This is a genomic window from Streptomyces sp. NBC_00631 (assembly GCF_045206895.1).
In the GTDB taxonomy this organism is placed as follows: domain Bacteria; phylum Actinomycetota; class Actinomycetes; order Streptomycetales; family Streptomycetaceae; genus Streptomyces.
Genome location: NZ_CP107734.1, coordinates 9,263,966 through 9,282,033, shown reverse-complemented (window position 1 = coordinate 9,282,033; position 18,068 = coordinate 9,263,966). Strand labels below are relative to the sequence as shown.

Annotated in this window: 10 protein-coding genes and 1 pseudogene; 4 read left to right on the top strand and 7 right to left on the bottom strand. The window is 67.8% G+C overall.

The window, feature by feature from the left end; translation table 11 throughout:
* Positions 1 to 280: 280 nt before the first annotated feature.
* Positions 281 to 919 (top strand): SMI1/KNR4 family protein, encoded by a 639-nt coding sequence (locus tag OHB00_RS42185; protein WP_406443048.1) that lies wholly within the window; start codon positions 281 to 283, stop codon positions 917 to 919.
* A 62-nt stretch (positions 920 to 981) separates the two neighbouring features.
* Here OHB00_RS42185 and OHB00_RS42180 read toward each other — a convergent pair whose 3' ends face one another.
* The 6 genes and pseudogenes from OHB00_RS42180 to OHB00_RS42155 form a co-directional block, all read right to left on the bottom strand.
* The gene (locus OHB00_RS42180; RefSeq protein WP_406443046.1) at positions 982 to 5,409 is read right to left on the bottom strand and encodes a Tat pathway signal protein; all 4,428 of its coding nucleotides are present in this window, start codon (positions 5,407 to 5,409) and stop codon (positions 982 to 984) included.
* Positions 5,410 to 5,559: 150 nt separating this feature from the next.
* Complete coding sequence (locus OHB00_RS42175; protein WP_406443044.1) at positions 5,560 to 5,895, bottom strand: hypothetical protein; 336 nt, start codon at positions 5,893 to 5,895, stop codon at positions 5,560 to 5,562.
* Positions 5,896 to 6,106: 211 nt separating this feature from the next.
* Positions 6,107 to 6,718, bottom strand: a complete 612-nt coding sequence (locus OHB00_RS42170; RefSeq protein ID WP_406443042.1) for a hypothetical protein — start codon at positions 6,716 to 6,718, stop codon at positions 6,107 to 6,109.
* Complete coding sequence (locus OHB00_RS42165) at positions 6,711 to 7,226, bottom strand: hypothetical protein (RefSeq protein ID WP_406443040.1); 516 nt, start codon at positions 7,224 to 7,226, stop codon at positions 6,711 to 6,713. Before OHB00_RS42165 ends, OHB00_RS42170 begins: the two co-directional genes overlap by 8 nt.
* Before the next feature lie 1,032 nt (positions 7,227 to 8,258).
* Positions 8,259 to 15,038 (bottom strand): DUF3320 domain-containing protein, encoded by a 6,780-nt coding sequence (locus OHB00_RS42160; protein ID WP_406443038.1) that lies wholly within the window; start codon positions 15,036 to 15,038, stop codon positions 8,259 to 8,261.
* 348 nt (positions 15,039 to 15,386) lie between these two features.
* Positions 15,387 to 15,500: pseudogene (locus tag OHB00_RS42155) on the bottom strand (transcriptional regulator); the annotation flags it as partial.
* Between the two features lie 78 nt (positions 15,501 to 15,578).
* On the opposite strand from OHB00_RS42155, the gene OHB00_RS42150 reads away from it, so the two are divergent.
* From OHB00_RS42150 to OHB00_RS42140, 3 genes are all read left to right on the top strand, one after another.
* Positions 15,579 to 16,016 carry an ATP-binding protein gene (locus OHB00_RS42150; protein ID WP_406443036.1) on the top strand — a complete coding sequence of 146 codons (438 nt, stop codon included), beginning with the start codon at positions 15,579 to 15,581 and terminating at the stop codon, positions 16,014 to 16,016.
* Between the two features lie 155 nt (positions 16,017 to 16,171).
* On the top strand, positions 16,172 to 17,467 hold the full coding sequence (locus OHB00_RS42145; protein ID WP_406443034.1) for a PIN-like domain-containing protein: 1,296 nt from the start codon (positions 16,172 to 16,174) through the stop codon (positions 17,465 to 17,467).
* An 88-nt stretch (positions 17,468 to 17,555) separates the two neighbouring features.
* Positions 17,556 to 17,795 (top strand): hypothetical protein, encoded by a 240-nt coding sequence (locus tag OHB00_RS42140; protein ID WP_406443032.1) that lies wholly within the window; start codon positions 17,556 to 17,558, stop codon positions 17,793 to 17,795.
* 28 nt (positions 17,796 to 17,823) lie between these two features.
* Here OHB00_RS42140 and OHB00_RS42135 read toward each other — a convergent pair whose 3' ends face one another.
* A complete protein-coding gene (locus OHB00_RS42135; protein WP_406443031.1) occupies positions 17,824 to 18,051 on the bottom strand; it encodes a hypothetical protein in 228 nt (75 codons plus the stop codon).
* Positions 18,052 to 18,068: the final 17 nt, after the last annotated feature.

The window sequence follows — 18,068 nt, the reverse complement described above, 5'->3', positions numbered from 1 at the left end:
TCGGTCGCCCCGTGATCCGTGCCGGGCCACGCCAGACCCTACGGCCGTTCTCAGACGGGCGTCCGCGCGGGCAGAACGACACGGCGCCGACCAGCAGTCGACTTCCGGCGGTGCCCTCCTCACGAGCGTGAGCAGGACACGGGCGTATCTGACGGATTCCCCTGAGCCGACAAGCGGTCGCAAACCTTTTCCGAACCCTGCGGCGAGCTGAGCAGAAGGCCACCGCACCGCGGGGCCGGGGACAAGGACGAACCACACCTGTAACTCGTAGAGTTCTCGCATGACTAACGACCTCAACGTTGTGCTCGACCGCCTCGACGCATGGCTGGAGGAAAACGCACCCGCTGACCATTCCGCCCTGAACTCACCGGCAACGCGGGAGGACATCGAGGCCATCGCCGACCGTCGGTTCCCTCTGCACCCTGATCTGGCGGCGTGGCTGGAACGTCACAACGGCGTCACGGCCGCGAAGGGTCACAACGGCCCCGGCGTCATTCTCCCCGAAGGGCTTATATTGCACGACGCGATGGGAATGCGTGCAGGTCAACGAGCCCTGGAACAAGCGATTGCGGAGTGGGTCGACGAGAACGAGTCGGAAGATCCCGACTTGCGCGATATCTATGACGGGATGTATGGATACGCCTTCCACGTCCGATGGGTTCCGATTGCCACGGACATCACCGGAGGCAAGCTCATCGTCGATCACCGCGACGGAGAACGGTTCGGAAACGTGCTCTACGGCCTGCAAGCCGGGGACACGGAGGGCCCGGTGAAGGTGTGGGACAGCCTGTCGCACATGTTCCAGGATCTCCTCTCCGCCCTGACCGATGGGACGGAAATCCGCCTGCCCGGCTATGCCGATCCGGTAACACCTCGTCTCTCCGACAGCGATGACCACGCCTTCGTAAGGTGGGAGTAGGAGAGAGCGGTGGTCCGAAGCGCGGACGCGTCGGACCACCGCTCTGCCCAGCGGATCAGGAATTACGGGGTGACCACGCAAATCTCATCGGGACGGCAGCCCTCAACTGATGGCGCCTTGATGTAGAAAGCGTCATCGTCGGCCATGCGTGCCTTCGTATAGAAGGCTGAGAGGCCTCGCCCCGCGGCCTCGTTCTGTTTCGCCGACATCGAAGCCCGGCCACAGACTTCCTTCCACGTCGGCGGCGGGTATCCTCCGTCCGGGTACAAGCGCCACTTCCCGTCGCTGTCGCTCTTCTGGGCGTACAGCTGGACGCACTCATCTCCGTTGGTTACGGACTGGCCACCGCTCTCCTTCGTCGCGGCGAACGGAAACTCGTCACACTGCCGGCCGTCGGGACTGTTTGTCGTCGCTTCAGGCGTCGCCTTGGTGTTGGGGGTGTAAGACGTGGGACACACCTTCCGCCTGTTTGCTTCCCGCACCGTCTGGTTCCTCTCCCGGTGGAGCGGCGTCCCGTGTTCCTCACTACCCGGGTGCGACGGCAGCTCCTCCCTCAGCAGCCAGTAGTAGGCGGCAGCAGCGGGGTATTTCGCGGTGTTCAGGGTGAACGTCGGAATGTGCTTGGCGAAGATGCAACCGGTTGAGTTCGGGACTGATACCCCGTTGTCACAGCGGACCTGATCAAACAGGGATACCTCTGGCTTGTCGACCGGAACGAGGCCCTTCCATTCGGGACCGTCGGCCTTGAAGCTCAGATACACTCCACGATCGAACTCCTGGGACGTGCCATCTGTCGGCGTGTTCCACGTGTTCGCCTTCGTCGCACTGGCCCAGTGGTTGTCAACCACGCTGGCCCACGTCGCGTTACTCCAGTTCGTCGTGTATGCCGTATCGCAGTCAGGGGTACACGGGGTGTCCCAGTAGTCCACTGATACGGCGCCGAGAACGGCATCCATATCAACGGGAACGATCGACATGCGTTCCGTGAACGTCGCCGAGTTCGCCGTCTTGGTTTCGACGAACACGTTGAATGCGGCCGAAGCGGTCTCCACGGCTCCGTCGGCGTCCTTCTTCGTCCAGTGGACCACCGTGGTGAACGCCAGGCACCCCTCACGGCGTTCAATCGTGTAGGTCTGTGTCAGACCTACCTGAGCGCACCATGTGACCAGGGTCGTGGAGGGAACACTGACGGCAGGGGTGACTCCCACCGTTGTCGTCGGCTTGGCCAACGGCCTGAAAGTGACGCATTGACGACCCTGACCGTTTTCCAGGCTCCCAGAGCACGAGTCGTCCCCTGTGAGCGAGCGGAACAGCGGATTGGACTCCAGACCGACGGGGGTGGGCTGCTTCTGCTGGTCGTCATCGACGAAGTCGACGTCCGGTGCGTTGTCGTCCGGATCAGGTAGTTCCAGACCTGCAATCCTGCCCCCGGGCACGTCGAAGTCGCCGGGTACGAAGGCGACTGCACCCCAGGCTATGTCCTTGTCTGCGGTTCCATTGCTGGTAGTGTTCGAAAGCCTTACCTCAGGGGTCATGCCGTTGAACCGGAAAGCGCCGAGGGGGACCCACTTGTTGGACGAGTTCGCGGACTGATCGATCGTCACCTTCTCGATGCCCAAGGCGGTGACGACCTCGTAGACCGCTCCCTGGGTCTGCGCTCCCGTATCCGGGATGTTCACGTAGACCATGGCCTGGTTCTTGTCGAGAGGCCCGCTCAGCTTCCATGAGCCGTCGACGGTCATCTTTCCGTGCTCCCCGCCCAGTTGATCGGGGGAACGTTCATGGGCATACCAGAAGTGGCCGTCGTAGCCGCCACCGATCTGGTGCAGGTCGGCCTTCGCAGCGTACTGCCCCAGCCCCGGCCCAGTCGCGTTCGGGTCGGGATAGAAGGTGAACTGAAACGAGCCGTCTGTCGCCGTCGTTCCGCAGTCGCTCCAGGTATCGGTTCCCGCCGCAACGGACTCGACGACCTTCGCCCCCGAGGGGGCGCCGGAGCACACGGGCGTGCCGTACTGCAGGCGGTAGCCGCGGCCGGGCTCACTGACCAGAGTCAGGTACTTGATGTGCTCGAAGCCGCAGCTGGTGGCACAGTCTGACTTCCACGTGACGTTGGACTCGTGCCACCAGTACTGGGCGTAGCAGGCAGCGTCGGGGCAGTCGGGCGGGTTGGCCGCGTCGCAGTCGTTCTTGGTGTTGCAGAACGCGTCGAGCGGCGGTGAGATGTGTGCCCGGCGGTATTTCCCGCTTGCCGGGTCGATGACGGTCCCGGTGGTGCCGTTCCAGGTGGCAGGGTAGAAGCCGGCGGAGGAGAAGCCGGACTCGCCGGGCCAGTCCTGGCGGCCCGAGGTGCCATAGGAGTGGCCTGTGTCCTGCGACCAGGCGGCCCACCCCATCACCTTTTCCTCGTAGGGCCAATTCTGGGGATGCGCGGCGTCCCTGGCGGCCAGCGGGTCGAGGTCGGTGTTCAGGAAGGCAAGCCGGGAGGCGGGATAGACGGGGTTGGCGGGGTTGTTGTACCAGCCCAGGCCCCAGTTGCCGTTGGTTCCGGCGTCCGCCTTCTTGTTGAAGCCGAGGTTGTAGTTCCACACCGCGGTGAACCAGTTTTCGGGCTTGGCCGGGTCGTCGTTGTTGACGGCGATCGTCTGGCCGGACTGGTGCACTTCGTTCCACTTGTCGGCGAGGATGTAGAGGGAGGCCGCGATGTTGGTGGTGTAGTCGATGGCGATCGCGCGCTGCGTACTGACCGGGCGGGAGGTCTCGCCCGGCTTCTCGTATCCGGCCTTGCGCATGCCGTCGGTGACCTGGCCGACACCGTAGCCGCAGTCGGACTTGTCCCAGTGGATGGTCCAGAAGCCGTCGAGGGTTCCCCCGGTCTGATGGCCGTAGTAGCCGTCGACGGCCGCGAGCGGGCTGCCCATCTGTCCTGGAATGGCACCGGATTCGGCCTGCCACAGGTTGGACTCCTGTGCAAGGACGCCCAGTTCGACCTGGGCGGGTATGCGCTGTCCGCTGCCGGTGTTCAGCGTAGGAGCGGGAAACAGGCCCTGGGGATCGATGGTGGAGAGCCCCGTCTGCGAGCGCCAGCCGCCCTGAGTGAGGTAGCCGGAGCGCAGATCGTTCCGGACGGCCATGTCCACGGCCCATTCGACCTGGTTCGGTGTCGGCTGGAGGGCCTGCGTCTTGAGGTCATTGCGGGGTACGGAGCACCAGGCATCGGTGTCGATGGGGTCGTGTGCCCTGGTGTCGTCGTCGGCCGTGGTCAGCATGCTCATCGTGGACAGCTGCGGCTTCGCGGAGCCGGTCAGTGCCGGTGACGGCCTACCGCCTGCAGTGGCGCCGGGTTCGGCGATCTGCTGTTTCGTGTGCCGGCCCGTGCTCGCAACCGTGCCCGTGATGGTCAGAGCATGGCTGCTGTGGCCCGTCGTCGTCTCGGCCGCGGGTTCCTTGGTTGCGGTGCCGGTGTAGTCGCGACCGGCGTTCTTGACGTTGTCGACGCCCGCCCGCACAGCCGGGGAGACGACCGGGTCGACGGCGAGGCGACCGCGGGTGGAGAGTTCCGCGTCGGGTGAGACGTTCAGTGCCTTGATGCCGCCGGCCGCGTAGTTCTTGCCGTGGCGGGCTTTTCCTATGAGGTAGACCGTGCCGTCGGTGCCCTGGCGCAGGTTCATCGCGGTGAGTTTGCCGCTCGCGACGGTCGTCTTCTTGCCGTGCGCGTAGGTCTGCATGTTGGCGTCGGTGTCGCCGGTGCGGTCGATGTAGTTGACCGTGCCGTCTCCGGTCACATGTATGTCGTACGGAGCATGTTTCGTGGAGGCGAGCTGTGCTGTCCTGCCTTTGCGGTCGACGTGCACGAGCCGGTTCCCGGCGGCGGCGACTACACCGTCCCTGGTGGGGACGGCGGATGTTATCTCACCCGTGGCGGTGGTGTCCGCGACCGTGGTGCCCTTGGTGTTGACGGTGATCAGGCGCGTCTTGGTGTCGCGCAGCGCGGTGAAGACGGCGGTGTGCGTGACCGGGCTGCACGTGGGATCGAAGTAGGCCAGGGACGCGGTGAACGGCAGCTTGGTGACATTGCCGTTGTCGAGGTTGACGATCGCGGTGAACGCGCCGCCCATCATCAGGTCGGGCTTGTTGGTGAAGGTCCGGGGAGCGTAGACGACGGCCGCGTGATGGTCGTCCATGACGCAACTGTTGCCGATCCAGGTGTCAGCTGGCAGTTGGGGCTCGCTCAGCACGGCAGCCGTCTTCCAGCTGTAGCCGTTCCTGCTGTCGGCAACTAAGAGATGGAGGCCGTCGCTGTCGGCGACGGCGGTCACGGCCCGGTCTGCGGAGGTTTTCCAGCCTCTTCCGAGAACGGTGTCACGATCCTTCAGGGGGACCGCCGACACGGGTTCCTTCTCTGGTGTGACGGCCTGTTTCTGCGCCGACTTGTTCGGTGGGTTCGGTATCGCCGCCTGTGCGGCGTTCGTGGTGAAGGTGGAAGCGATCAACGTGGTTGCTACGGCGATAACCAGCGCGGATGACTGTCCCCTCCTCCTTCTTCTTCTCTGTGATGGAGAGCGCATTATCTGACGTTTTATCCTTTCAGACGGTCAGCACAGCTGTTGCAGTGGGTGGCTTCTGCGCAACGGACGGGGTGGTCACCGCACCGTGCGTTCCACCGCCACCTGTCTGGCGTGCGAGCCGCGCGTCCCTGCGGCCGATCCGGGCCCGAGGAAGCCGTCGCCCGCACCTTCAGTAGGTATCCGGCGCGCTGATGTAGATCTTCGATTGCTGCGGAATGGGGCGAGATGTGGTCCGCCTGCAGTACTGGCCTGGCTCTTGACGCCGCGGGTGGCCGTGCCTTCGATGCGAAACTCGTTTAAGGCGGTCCAGTCGACACCGTCGCCGATGCTGACATCGATGTCGTATGGGACAGGTTTGCCGACGCCGTCGAGGGTCGTGACGGTCGTGAACACGCCGTCGCCCTCGGGCATGGCATCCACTTCCGTACTGCCGTAGTACAGGACCCAGGTCTTACCGTTCTGCGAGAACGAGACTGGCGGCTCCGACGCCTGCGACGGCTCCCTGGATGCAGCCGAGGGCAATGACGCACTCGGCTGCAAGCGTTCCTTTACCGGTTGCGGAACTGCAAAGGGGTGGAGCGCCCGTGGCAGCCCGCACCACGTGCGAGGCGCGCATGACGAGTCATTGGGCGTTGCCGAACGGGTCGTCCTTGACGACTTTCAAGCTGATCTTCGAACCCTTCGCCGCCTCCTTGAGGCCGGAAGCCGTGATGTCCACCGTGGTCGGCCACGTGGTTTCCGGCCAAACACCGTCGGCCTTCACGGTCACGGAGAAGGGGGATGTCCGCCGGCCGCCCACGACTGTCACGGTGACTGTGTAAGTCATCCGTTTGTCGCCGGTGTTTTGAATGGTCAGCGGTACAACGACCCGTCCCGACTCCAGGCGCGGTGTGTACGCGATGACCTCGCCTCCCACTGCCGTGGCCGCGGCCTTGCCGAACCCGTAGTCACCGGGGTCCGGGACAGTGGTGTTCGTCGGGCTGACGGGATCTCCGCTGGGGGCGGCGGCCGCGCGCTGGGCAGCTGCCTTCTGTGCTGCCTTGCTGAGGTTGTCGGCCGTGCCCGACGGCTTGGGTGCTGCCCCGGCAGTTACCGAGGACCGCAGCGAGGTAGAGGCGTCGGGCCGGTGGCTCGTCTGGGTGCCGCAGGCGGTCAGAGCAAGTGGTGCCGCTGCCAAGGCTATTAACAGGAAGTGCGCGGAGACCCGGTTCTTGCCGGGCAGGTGGTCAGTCACAGCTGAACATATACTCGGACGTGAAGTTGATGTACAAACTGCTGGAGCTCTGGCCCATTTTCGCTGTCACGGGCGCACAGACAGAGCTGGCAACGTTGACGGGGCCGGCGTACTCGCTGAAGCTTCCGGAGTCCGTGTCGCAACCGGTGCCGTCCACCTTGCACACGTGCAGGTACATGTACTGCGACTTCCCGACGTTGTTGTCGAGGATGGCGCACCCTTTGCCGGCGTTGTCGTAGGAGTACAGCGTTGCCAGCCGCAGGCTGGGGTCCACATCCTGAGGAAGAGCAACAGCTCGGAACAGCGTGTAACCGGATCCGCAGACGGTAGCCGCCGCGACCGCGGCTTGTGGGTCGGCCTGGACAAGGGCCCGTGTGGCCGCGTCGGCTCTCTGCGAGACCGAAACGGCGGGTTGGCTGATGGCCACCGCCTGCGGCGCGGCCATCGCACCTAAGGTCAGGACCGCAGCAGCCGTGACAACACGCAGGCTTGCTCTCAGCTTCGACATGTGTGAAACCCCCTTGGAAAAGCACGTCACAGGTGGGTAGATGGCGCCGTTCCAGCACGAACTCCCCCCACCGCTGGCAGCGCGATCCAAGCCGGTCGCGGAGTGCCGGGAGAGGGGCCACCGCCCACCGATCCGCTCACACGTTCGGAACGCCGACGCCAAGGTAGTCACGGCGTGGAACTTTTCGCAGGGATTAGCCGTGAGCCGACGACCGCATGACCGAAAGTCATCGACTAAAGAAAACGCCAAGGGAAAGTCGAGAGGCGGCATATAAACCGCACATGAGCAATCTGCAGCCAAAGAGATACTCAAGTGACGGAAAAGTGAGGCTGATCAGTTGCGCATCAACGACCTTCATCCAGTACCGCGACACGAACCACACCTCAAGAGGACGACTGAAAACAGGAGCCCCAAAGGTGCCCCTGAACCCACGATGTCCCAGCACGCAACGGTTGCTTGCGGCGCGGAGTTCAACTCGCACCCGGTGCACTGCTCCCTGACACAGGCGGACGCACGACGCCCGTGAGCGGATCAACGCCGTCACCGGCGCGGTATCGGGAATCGGCGGGTCCAGGAACTCGTTGTAAGTGTCGGAGCGGACATCGACGCGTCCAACGACGCCCTCGTGCGCACTCCTGAGCCGACGCCACACCGCTGCAGCGGCCTGACACAAATGCCCCCCGGTACACCTGTAGCGGGCCGCCTGAGGGCTTCTGCAGCGCCGGGGTCAGCTCAGGGCGTGACCTTACCGAGCAGGGCCCGCGCAGCAGCCCCTGCGGATGCCCCGAAAGCCGGGTACATCGGAGCGCTCATCCTCCAGGACCGCGCCTGACAGCCCCGTCACGGCGCCGGTCGGCATCATCCGTAGCCGGTCGGGGATTGTGAGACTGCTGACACTGGCTGTCGGCCCCGCGCCGGACTCCAGCCGCTAAGCCCCGCCCCCCACCACCATTTCATGGGGTCCGACCGTGGATCGCGGCCGCAGCCCGTGCCCTTACCAGAACGGGTTCGCGAAGAGCCCACCGCAACGGATCAAGAACCCTCCGCCGGTACCAGGCCGCCCTCCGACTCGATCAGGTCCCCGGCGGCGGTCAACGCGTCGATGTCGGCGGTCAGTGCGTCGCGGATGTCGGCTCCGAGCCGCGCCCACCCGAAGAAGCGGGCGGCTTCCCGCAGCAGGTCCTCGCGGTGCACGCCGGGTCCTTCGTCGACCACGTTCCTGAGCACCAACTGCCGCTCCGCGACGGGCACCTCCGCCACGCGTCGGGTGCACCGCTGCGTCGGCGTGCGGGCGAACTCCGTTTCGTGTCCGGGCACGTCGTAGGCCGTACCGACGTGGACGATCTTGCCCTGCTTCAGCAGGCGGCGAAGAGCCCGGTCGATGCGGTCGCGGACCACCTGGCCGGCTCGTCCGATGCCCCACGCGAGCCGGACCCGGGTGTAGATGACCTCCTTCTCGACGGGTCCTTCCACCTCCACGACGCACAGCGCCACGTCCGCCACCACGTCGAGGGCGTCCGGGTCCTGCAACTCCACGCCCCACAGGCCCAGTCGGCTGCTGGACCGGTCGCGTACCTCTGCCAGCAGGTCGGGGTCGACGTCCTGGTAGGGACGGCTCCAGGGCGCAGGGCCGGCGTCGACCGTCACGAACTCGACGCGCGGGACCGCCGGACCGCTCGCCGCTTCCGCCGGTTCCGCGGGTTCTCCGCCCCACGCCCGCATCGCGCTTTCCACGGCCTGAGCCGTACGGCCGTCACCGTTGCCGCGGTCGCCGCCGCTCTCGTCCTGCCCCACGGGTGGCGGCACCCGCACCGTGTGCGGATCCTCCGCACACGCCGCCTCCACCGCGGCCCGCAGCCGCGCCATCGCGTCCCGGCGGTTGCGGTACCAGTCTGTACCCCAGATCCGGTGCAGCCGCCAGCCCAGGTCGCGCAGGACAGCTTCCCTGAGCCGGTCGCGGTCGCGAGCCGCACGCGAGGAGTGGTACATGGCGCCGTCGCACTCGATGCCCAGCGCGTACGTGCCGGGCGCGCCCGGGTGCCGTACCGCCATGTCGATGCGGAAACCGGCGACCCCCACCTGCGGCTGGACGTCGTACCCCCAGCCGCGCAGGACGTCGACGACCTCCTCCTCGAAGGGGCTCTCCGGAGCCGCGTCCGGATCGGCGGCCTGCGTCTGAAGGATCGCGGGACCCAGCTGGGCGTACTGCAGGTACCGCTTGAGGTGCTGCACGCTCTTGTTGGCGCTGTCCGGCAGGTCGCCTCCGTGGAAGGAGGCGACGATCTCCATGCGGCGCCGGGCGCGGGTCACGGCGACGTTGAGGCGTCGCCAGCCGCCCTCCCTGTTGATGGGGCCGAACGTCGACAGCAGCTTGCCGCGGTGGTCGGGACCGTAGCCGATGGAGAGGATGATGACGTCGCGCTCGTCGCCCTGGACGGTTTCGAGGTTCTTGACGAAGAAACCGTCGAGGCGGCCCTCCGTGAAGTGGTGGTCGAGGTCCGGGCGCGCCGCCCTCGCCTTCTGCACCGCCTCCTCGATCGCCTCCGCCTGTGCCTTCGACAGCGCGACGACGCCGAGGGTGTGCGCGGGGCGGGTGTCGAAGTGGTGGATGACGCGCTGGGCGACCTTGGCGGCCTCAAGGGGGTTGTCGCTGTTACCGCCGCGGTCGTAGACGCCGTCCGCCTTGATGAACTCCACGCCGATGTCCGGGCCCTGTTCCAGGGCGCCCGGGAACGTGACCATGGAGTTGTCGTAGAAGTCGTGGTTGCTGAAGGCGATCAGGTTCTCGTGCCGGCTGCGGTAGTGCCAGCGCAGGGGCAGCCCGCGCAGGACTCCGCTGGCCTTGCACATGTCGAGGATGGACTCGAAGCCGTCGGTGGCGTCCTCGTCCCACTCGTCGCCGTCGTCGCCGTCGCCGGCCGCGGCGAAGAACGAGGTCGGCGGCAGCTGCTTCTGGTCACCCGCCACGATGAGGGCCTTGCCCCGGTAGACGGAGTTCACCGCGTCCTGGGGCAGCACCTGGGACGCCTCGTCGAAGACGACGACATCGAACTCGAAATCCGGCGGCAGGAACTGGCTGACCGTCAACGGGCTCATCATGAAACAGGGCTTGACCAGCCGTACGACGTCGCGGGTCTGCGTCAGCAGATGCCGTACGGGCATGTGGCGGCGCTGTTTCTCCGCCTCGCGGCGGATCACCGCGGCCTGCCCGACCGAAGTCCGGCGAGGACGGCGGGCGTTGCAGGCGGCGATGACCGCGGCGTGCGCCGCCGCCACCAGGTCCTGGTCCGTCCTCTGGAACCGCTCCACCAACTGGTCCCGTTCCACCGCCCGCATCGGCTTCAGCCTCTGGTCCGTGCCCAGCTGGTGCTCGACCCAGGCGGTGAGCACCGCACGCTCCATCGCGGCGGGGAAGTCCTCGGCGGAGACCTCTCGGCGTGCGAGCTGGTCGGGCAGCCCGTCGAGGTGGTAGCGGCGCAGCAAGGTCAGTGCCTCGGCGCAGCTGATCCACGCCTCCGGGCCGAAGGGGTCGCGGTCCAGGCGGGTCAGGACTGACTCGGCCGCGGAGAGGAAGCCGGCGAGTTCGCGTCGCAGCTCCTCCGCACGCTCGGGCTCGAAGTACCCGGTGAGTGCCTCGCGCTGGCGGCTCCAGTCGTCGGCGCGGGCCGCGACCGATGGGTCGGCGGGCGCGGTCAGCATCAGCCGGGCCGCCGCTTGCGGCAGGGGTGCCGAGTGACCGCTATGTGCGGCACGGCGGACCTTCTGGGACCAGTCCAGAGCGTCCAGGACCGCGTCACGGTCTGTGTCGATACCCCGGTAGAGGCTGCCGAGAAGGCTCCGGTTCGTGGCGTCGTTCTCGGCGAAAGCGGACTCGGCGGCACGGGCGGAGACGACGGCGGCCACCGCTTCCCTGGCCCGGGACAGGGTCAGACCCTCGTCCCGCTCCATGACGCGGGCGGTGGAGCGGATGAGGTCGGCCGCGTCCTCGAAGGGTTCCACGTGTGCCCTCAGCCAGCTCGCCGCCCGGTCGAGCGGGCCACCGGCGAGTACCGTGCCGACCGCGGCGACCTGCGGCTGCTGGGTGTACTCCTGCCAGAGGTCCAGGTCACGGCGGATCTGTTCGGTCTGGGCGAGGAGTTCGCGCGGTTCGGGCCTGCCGTCGGCCAGCACATGGACGAGGCTGCTTCGGCGCGCGGGGTCGGTGAGCGTGTCGGGCGCGAGGCGGGCGATCAGCCGGGCGGAGTCCAAGGCGGCCCGCAGCGCCTCGGTGGCGGGGCGCCCTTGCGGAAGGTAGCGGCCCAGCAGCGCGCGTTGCTGCTCCGTCGCGTACGGTCCCGGTCGCTGTCGCGTCAGGTCCAGACCGCGACGCAGGAGTTCTCCCACAGGTTCGTATCCCGTTACGCCGTTGGGCGCCTCTTCGCGCAGGTCGTCCGTCTGCGTGTCGAGTCCCCCGTACCACGGGCCGAGAAGGCCGCGGTCGGATACGGCCTGGGCGTCGAAGGCGGCTGTCTCCCTCTGGGCCGCGTGCGCGGCCGTGACCGCAGCGCGCGCGGCGGCGAGCGTGTGGGCGGAACCGGGGCCGTTGTCGCGGCGGCCGACCGAGGCCACGGTGTCCAGCAGCGCGACGGCCTGTCGCAACGGGGCGAGGTGGGCGCGCAGCCAGCGGGCGGCAGCGTCGAGTGGCAGCTTGGTGAGGTCGGCCGCCTGCGGCGCCAGCGACGGACTGTCCAAGTACGCTCGCCACGAGGCGAGTTCACCGCGCAGCGCCGTGCCCTGCTCGACGAGTGCCGGCTGCGGCTCTCGGCCATCGGCCAGGTGAGCGGCCAGCAGGCTCCGGCGGTGGGGGTCGGCGACGGTTTCCGGCGCGAGTGCGTGGACCGCCTCGGCGTGCACGAGTGCCTTGCGCAGGGCCGGGACGTCGGGCAGAGCCGTGCCCCGATGGCGTCCGAGCAGCTCGGCGTGGGTCGAGGTCAGCGACCGTAGCTTCCGGTGCGCGGTGTACCAGGCGTCGGCCAGGGGCAGCTTGTCGTACAGCTCGCCACGCCATGAGCCGCCGTGAGTCAGCCGGGCCACCAGCTTCCGGTCGGCCCGGATGCCGCTGGACAGCATGCCGGTGAATCCCTGGCGGCCCGCCATGAGCCGGTGGACGGCTTCGGGCAGTTCGGGTGTGGAGACGACCTCGGGCAGGAAGGTCCCGTGTGCCGCCTCCGCCGCAGCAGCCAGTTCCTCGGCGGCCGAGGAGATCTCCGCGACGGCTACCTGGACCCCGGGATGTACCCGGGGGTCGAGCCACGCGTCGAGCGTGCGGTCCGAGGCGATGGCCAGTTCCACGAGCGTGGCCAGGTCCTCGGCCTCGGACATTGCTTTCGGCCGAGCGCACCCGAGGCGGTCGGCCACCGAGTCGGCGTGCTCGGCGGCCGTCTCAAGGGTGCCGGCGAGCGTGTCGAACCGCTCGGCCAGTTCGGCGGCCTCCCGGCCGGTCAGCGCCGCGATGTCGGCGCCGGGCGGTTCCAGCGCGGCGAGGGCCTGCTCGTTGGCCGGTCGCTCCGCGCTCACTTCCGGACGCAGTTCGGCCCATCCGGGGCCCGCGTTGTCCGTGGCGAGGGCCTGGGCGGAAAGCACCTGGTCCCGTCGGGTGAAGAAGTCACCGAGTGCGTCGGCGACGGCTCCGACCGCCGCCTCCTCCGCGTGCGCGGGGCCGTCGGGGACCAGCCACTGCTCAAGAGGGCGGTGTTCGGTGGCGGCCACGGCGACCACGTCACACAGATGACGTGCTTCCGCGGGGCTGCCGGGATTCGTGAGCCCGGTGAGGTGGCTGACGCGGGTGAGGCTCTGCAGAGTCCGCTCCAGCACACCAGCGGTCTCGTCGAACTCCCCGGCGAGCTGTCGCGCTCGCTCTTCCCTGAGTCCGGAGAGGTCGAGACCGCGCGGCGCGATCGTCGAGAGCGCCTTCTCGGCCTCTCCCGGCTCAGCCGTCAGCCTGGTGGACAGCTCCTGCCAGCGCTCGCCCACCGTCGCTCGGACGGCGGTGCGCGTGCGCTGCGCCTTGCGCAGTTCTGCCAGGAAGGCGTCGACCCGGTCGTCCACCTCGTCGGCGAAGGCATCCGTGGTCAGCCATGCTTCCGGCACGGGACTGCGCACGTCGAGCAGTCGTAGGAGCCCGATCAGACGGTCGATTCCGCTCTGGTCCGTGACGGGTACTCCTTCGGATGCGAGATCCCGGTACCGGTCGACCGCCGTCGCGAGCGCGTCCCGCGCCGCCTGGGCCTGCTCCAGCACAGGTCGGGGATGCGGCAGGCCGGCCCGCAGGCCACGCCAGGGGAACGTCGGATCGGCGACCGCCTCCCAGGCGTCGGAGATGGCATTCGTCGCCTCGACGATCAGGCGCAGGTCCTCGCCGCTGAGCGTCTCGGCGCGAAACGTCGCCTGCGCACCCGCAGGGGTGTCGTCCCCATGGCTCAGGTACGCCACCGGCGCCTCGGACAGTCGACCCACCTGACCGAGCACGTCGTGCAGGGTCCGTCCCAGCGGGTCGCGGACCTCGTTCATCGCTTCGGCGTAGGAGCTGAGCGCCAGGCGCAGTTCTCTGGCCTGCGCCAGGGTCTGCTGCGACAGCTGCGGTGCGCGCGGCTCCTCCCCGAGCGCCCGGCCCAGTTCCTGGGCCACCGCCTTGCGGCTGGTGTTGTGACTGTGGAGGGCCAGAGCGTACGAGTCGAGTCCGACCGACTTCAGCCGGTCGAGGACGACGTCGAGGGCCGCCGCCTTCTCACTGACGAACAGCACGCTGCGGCCCGCGTGCATCAGACCGGCGATCATGTTCGTGATCGTCTGGCTCTTCCCGGTGCCGGGCGGGCCGTCGAGGACGAACGACCGTCCGGCCACGGCCGCGGCGACGGCCTGCCGCTGAGAGGCGTCGGCGTCGAGCACCAGCGGGCTGTCCTCGGGCGGGCTCAGTTCGTCGATCCGGTCGAGCGCGATCTCCTCGAAGTCGAAACGGTCGGAAGCGAGTCCGGATTGCGGGCCGAGCGCCATCGCCCGTACGAGGTCGCTGCCGAGGACCCGGCCCTCGTTGTCCAGCAGGTCCTGGTACATCGACTCCTTGTGGGAGGCGAAGAGCGCGAGTACGACGCGGTCGGAGATCTGCCATCCCGGCTTGCCCGCCACCGCGCGGGCCGCGGCGGAGAGCACCGCCTGCAGATCCGAAGGGTCCTGTTCGGCGACCGGCGTCCAGTCGATGTGGAACTGCTGCAGCTTCACTCTCAGGGCCGGGTTGAGACGTGGTTCCTCGTCGTCGCTCGCCCTGAGGCGGATCCGGCCGTTGCGGGTGCGCTCGATGACCGCCGGGATCAGGACCAGGGGGGCGTCGCTGCCCGTCTCGGCTCCGTCCTCACACCAGCGGAGCATGCCGACGCCGAGGCTGAGGGTCCACAGGCCGTAGTCGTTGAAGACCTGCGTCGCCTTGGTGCGCAAGCTGTGCAACGCGCGCAGGAGAGAGGGCGCGGTGGTCTTCTGGGTGACGATTCCGTCGGTGCGGTCGCCCTTCTTCGCCAGAACCACGTCGCCGGGTCCCATGCCCTCGCCGGCCACCGGCTCCTCGTCCGGGAGCGGCGCGAAGTCCCAGCCCCGGACCAGGCCTTCGACGAGCTCCCGGGCGGACGGAGTCGAGATCTCTAGTGTCGCTGACTTGGTGTGGCGGAAATTGAGCAGCCGGTTGCGGCCGCTCAGGTCCACCAAAGAGGTGCGCCAGTTCTCTAGCATCGCCTTGAGGCGGTCGAGTTCCTGGCTGCCCCCGAAGTCACCCGAGTTCGTCACGCTGGTCCCTGATGTCGTCGCCTCCGGGCCAACGGAGCACCGGCCTCGACGGCAGTGCCCCATGCCGCCAACGCAAAGCGCGGCCACGGACGTCCTTACTGTCCTGGTGGCCGCACAAGTCCCGTTGATCCCCCCTGGAGGTGGAATTCTACGGTCAGCGCACCAATGCGTGAAGCGCTAACTACGAACAGTTCTCCAGCGCGCACGAAACCCGGTGCGCCCGGCGCGCAGCTCCTTCGGGAACAGCGACGGATCAGCGAGCGAAGGAAGCACCACCCACTCCCTCGGTCGGTACACGACCTCGACAGGCCCGCCCGTTCAGTGCGGGTGCCTGCTTCGGGTACTTCTCAGCCCCGCATGTTCCCGCAGAAGCCGGACGACGGCGCCGAATGCCCGCAGACTGTCGGACGGATCAAGCTCCCGCTCCGCCCAGCGTGACTGCAAGATACCCGTACCGTCCACAGAATGTGTCCGTACGCTGACGCACCGTACGGGCGTCACTCCTGGAACGCGCCCCCGCGCGCCCGCCACGGTGGCCCCATGAGCGCAACCCTTCCCCAACCGCCCGGCACCGTTGCGACGTTCGCGCAGCTCCTGTCCTCCACCCGCCGAGGAGCCCGCCTCGCACGCCTCCTCGCCACCACTCAGCTCCGCGCCTGGGACCTGTCACTAGACGTGACCGAGCGAGCCGAGCAGATCGTCGCCGAACTCGCCGCCAACGCGGCCCTGCACGGCCGTGTCCAGGGCCGCGACTTCCGGCTCGCCCTCACCCTCGACATCACGACCGGCCTGCTCCGCATCGCGGTCACCGACGCCAAGGGCGGACAACTCCCCCTCGTACCGACCGACTCGGCGACCGACGACGAGACGGGCCGCGGTCTGCTCATGGTCGGCGCGCTGGCCGACCGCTGGGGCACCGAACCGCATCCGCCGGGCGGCAAGACCGTCTGGGCCGAGGTGTGCCACCGGTCTAGCTGACATGGGACGCCCGCCCCGGCCAACACACCGGCGAGAGTTCCCCGTTCGCTTCCAACGGTCGTCTTCGTCGCGCTACCGTCCCCACAGGTGAACCCGAGGGGACGTGACGTACGGAAAGCCCCTCGGACGCGGCATACGGCGACGGCGGGGGCGCAGTGGCAGAGGACACGACGGCCGGGGCGGACAGCCGAGGCCTCTTCGACGACTTCGGCGCCTTTCGGACCCCGACCACCGACGACTTCACCTCCGTACTGACCCACGGTCTCGTCGCCCCCGACGCCAACGTCCTGCTGAACCTCTACCGCTACACCGAGCAGGCGCGCGGCGACCTGCTGCGCGCGCTCGGCGCCGTGGAGGATCGGTTGTGGGTGCCTCACCAGGTCCTCGTGGAGTTCTGGCGCAACCGTGAGGGCACCCTGAGCGACGCACGGTCGTCCGGTGCGCAGGCCGCCGACGACATGGCCGGTCACGCGGCCCAGGCGGAACGCACCATGCGCACCTGGGCCAATCGTGTGGCCCTCCCGGAGGAGGAGACCGACCGTCTGCGGAGTCAGCTGAACGAGGTCTTCGACGACGTGCAAGAGGCGATCGTCAAGGTCGGCGAGGGTGAGTGGCAGAACATCACCCACGACACGAGCACCGATCCGGTCATCGCGGAACTGGAACCCACGCTCGACGGCCGGGTCGGCGCTCCACTGGGTCAGCAGGACTACGACAAAGCGATCGCGGAAGGCATGCGCCGCGTCGAGAAACGGCTGCCTCCGGGCTACATGGACAAAACCAAGGAAGGCGTGGGAGCCGCCGCCGACTATCTCGTGTGGGAGCAGATCCTCCGGGAGGCCGGCCGCCGCCACTGCGACGTGCTGTTCGTGACCGCGGACGTCAAGGAGGACTGGTGGCGCAAGGAACAGGGTTTCAACCGCGGCCCCCGGCCAGAACTGACCGAGGAGCTCAGGGCCAGGGGCGGCGGGCGGCTCTTCATGCTGACGCCCAAGCGGTTCCTGGAGGTCGCCGCGCCGATCCTGGAGTTCGGTCTCCGCGAGGGGTCCGTCGAGGACATCGAACGCGTCGAGCGGATCGGGACCGACGACGGAGCCTACGGCGGCTGGAACATCGACGCGCTCCAGGAACTCTTCGACCGGTTGACCTACGAGAACTACGAGGACCGGGTCGCCGTCATCAAGTACGCCGCCGAGATGGACGGTGTCGCGGACGCCAAGAGTGTCTACGACATCTGTCACTACCCCTCGGGCCGCTCCCTCAGAGGCTTCACCAAACCGGTCACCCGCATCACTGGCCTGCTGCGCAACCTGGGCAAGATCCCGGAATCAGCCGTCCAGGTCCTGAAGGCCGAATACGACGCGGACCCCGGCGGCCGCGCGTCCGGCTTCTCCGTCCACCCGCTCCTCGTACCGCTCGTCAACGAGCTGGGAGACGAGGACGAGTCGTGACCACCGACCGGACATCGCACGGCGCGCAAGCGGCCGGCGAGGACGCGCTGCTACCCTCCGCGCCATGTCCCATGGAGTAACGCGGGAGATGCGCTCTCCGATCCTGTCGATCCACCCGTACATACCAGCGTTCGAGCAACACGACAAGGTCATCTGTTCCATGGCCACGAGCGGCGAGTGCGACAAGAAGCTCGTCGCAGAAGTGCACACCAAGTTCCGCGACGGCAGCGTTCATCACTGGCGAGTGTGCGGCGAGTGGCTGACCACCCATCCGTCAGCCATTGCCCACATCGAAACGAACGGCTTCCAGGAGCCCGTCGCCCCTTGACGGCGGCGTCAGAGCGCCGCGGTGATGTTTACGCCAGCCGGTAAACGGCCTGGTCCGGCTCCGGCCTCACGATCAGACCGTCGTCGGCGAGCTCGCGCAGGTTGCGGCGGGCTTCCTTGCCCGCGGCTTCGTCGTTGGCCGGCCGGTACCCCGAGACCCGTAGGGCCAGTACGGCACGTTCGGTGTCCCAGGTGCCCCCCAGCGCCTGGATCACTGCGGCGAGCGCCTGCTTGTGCGTCAGCGGCTTCTCGGTCATATCACCCTCCCCCTCGA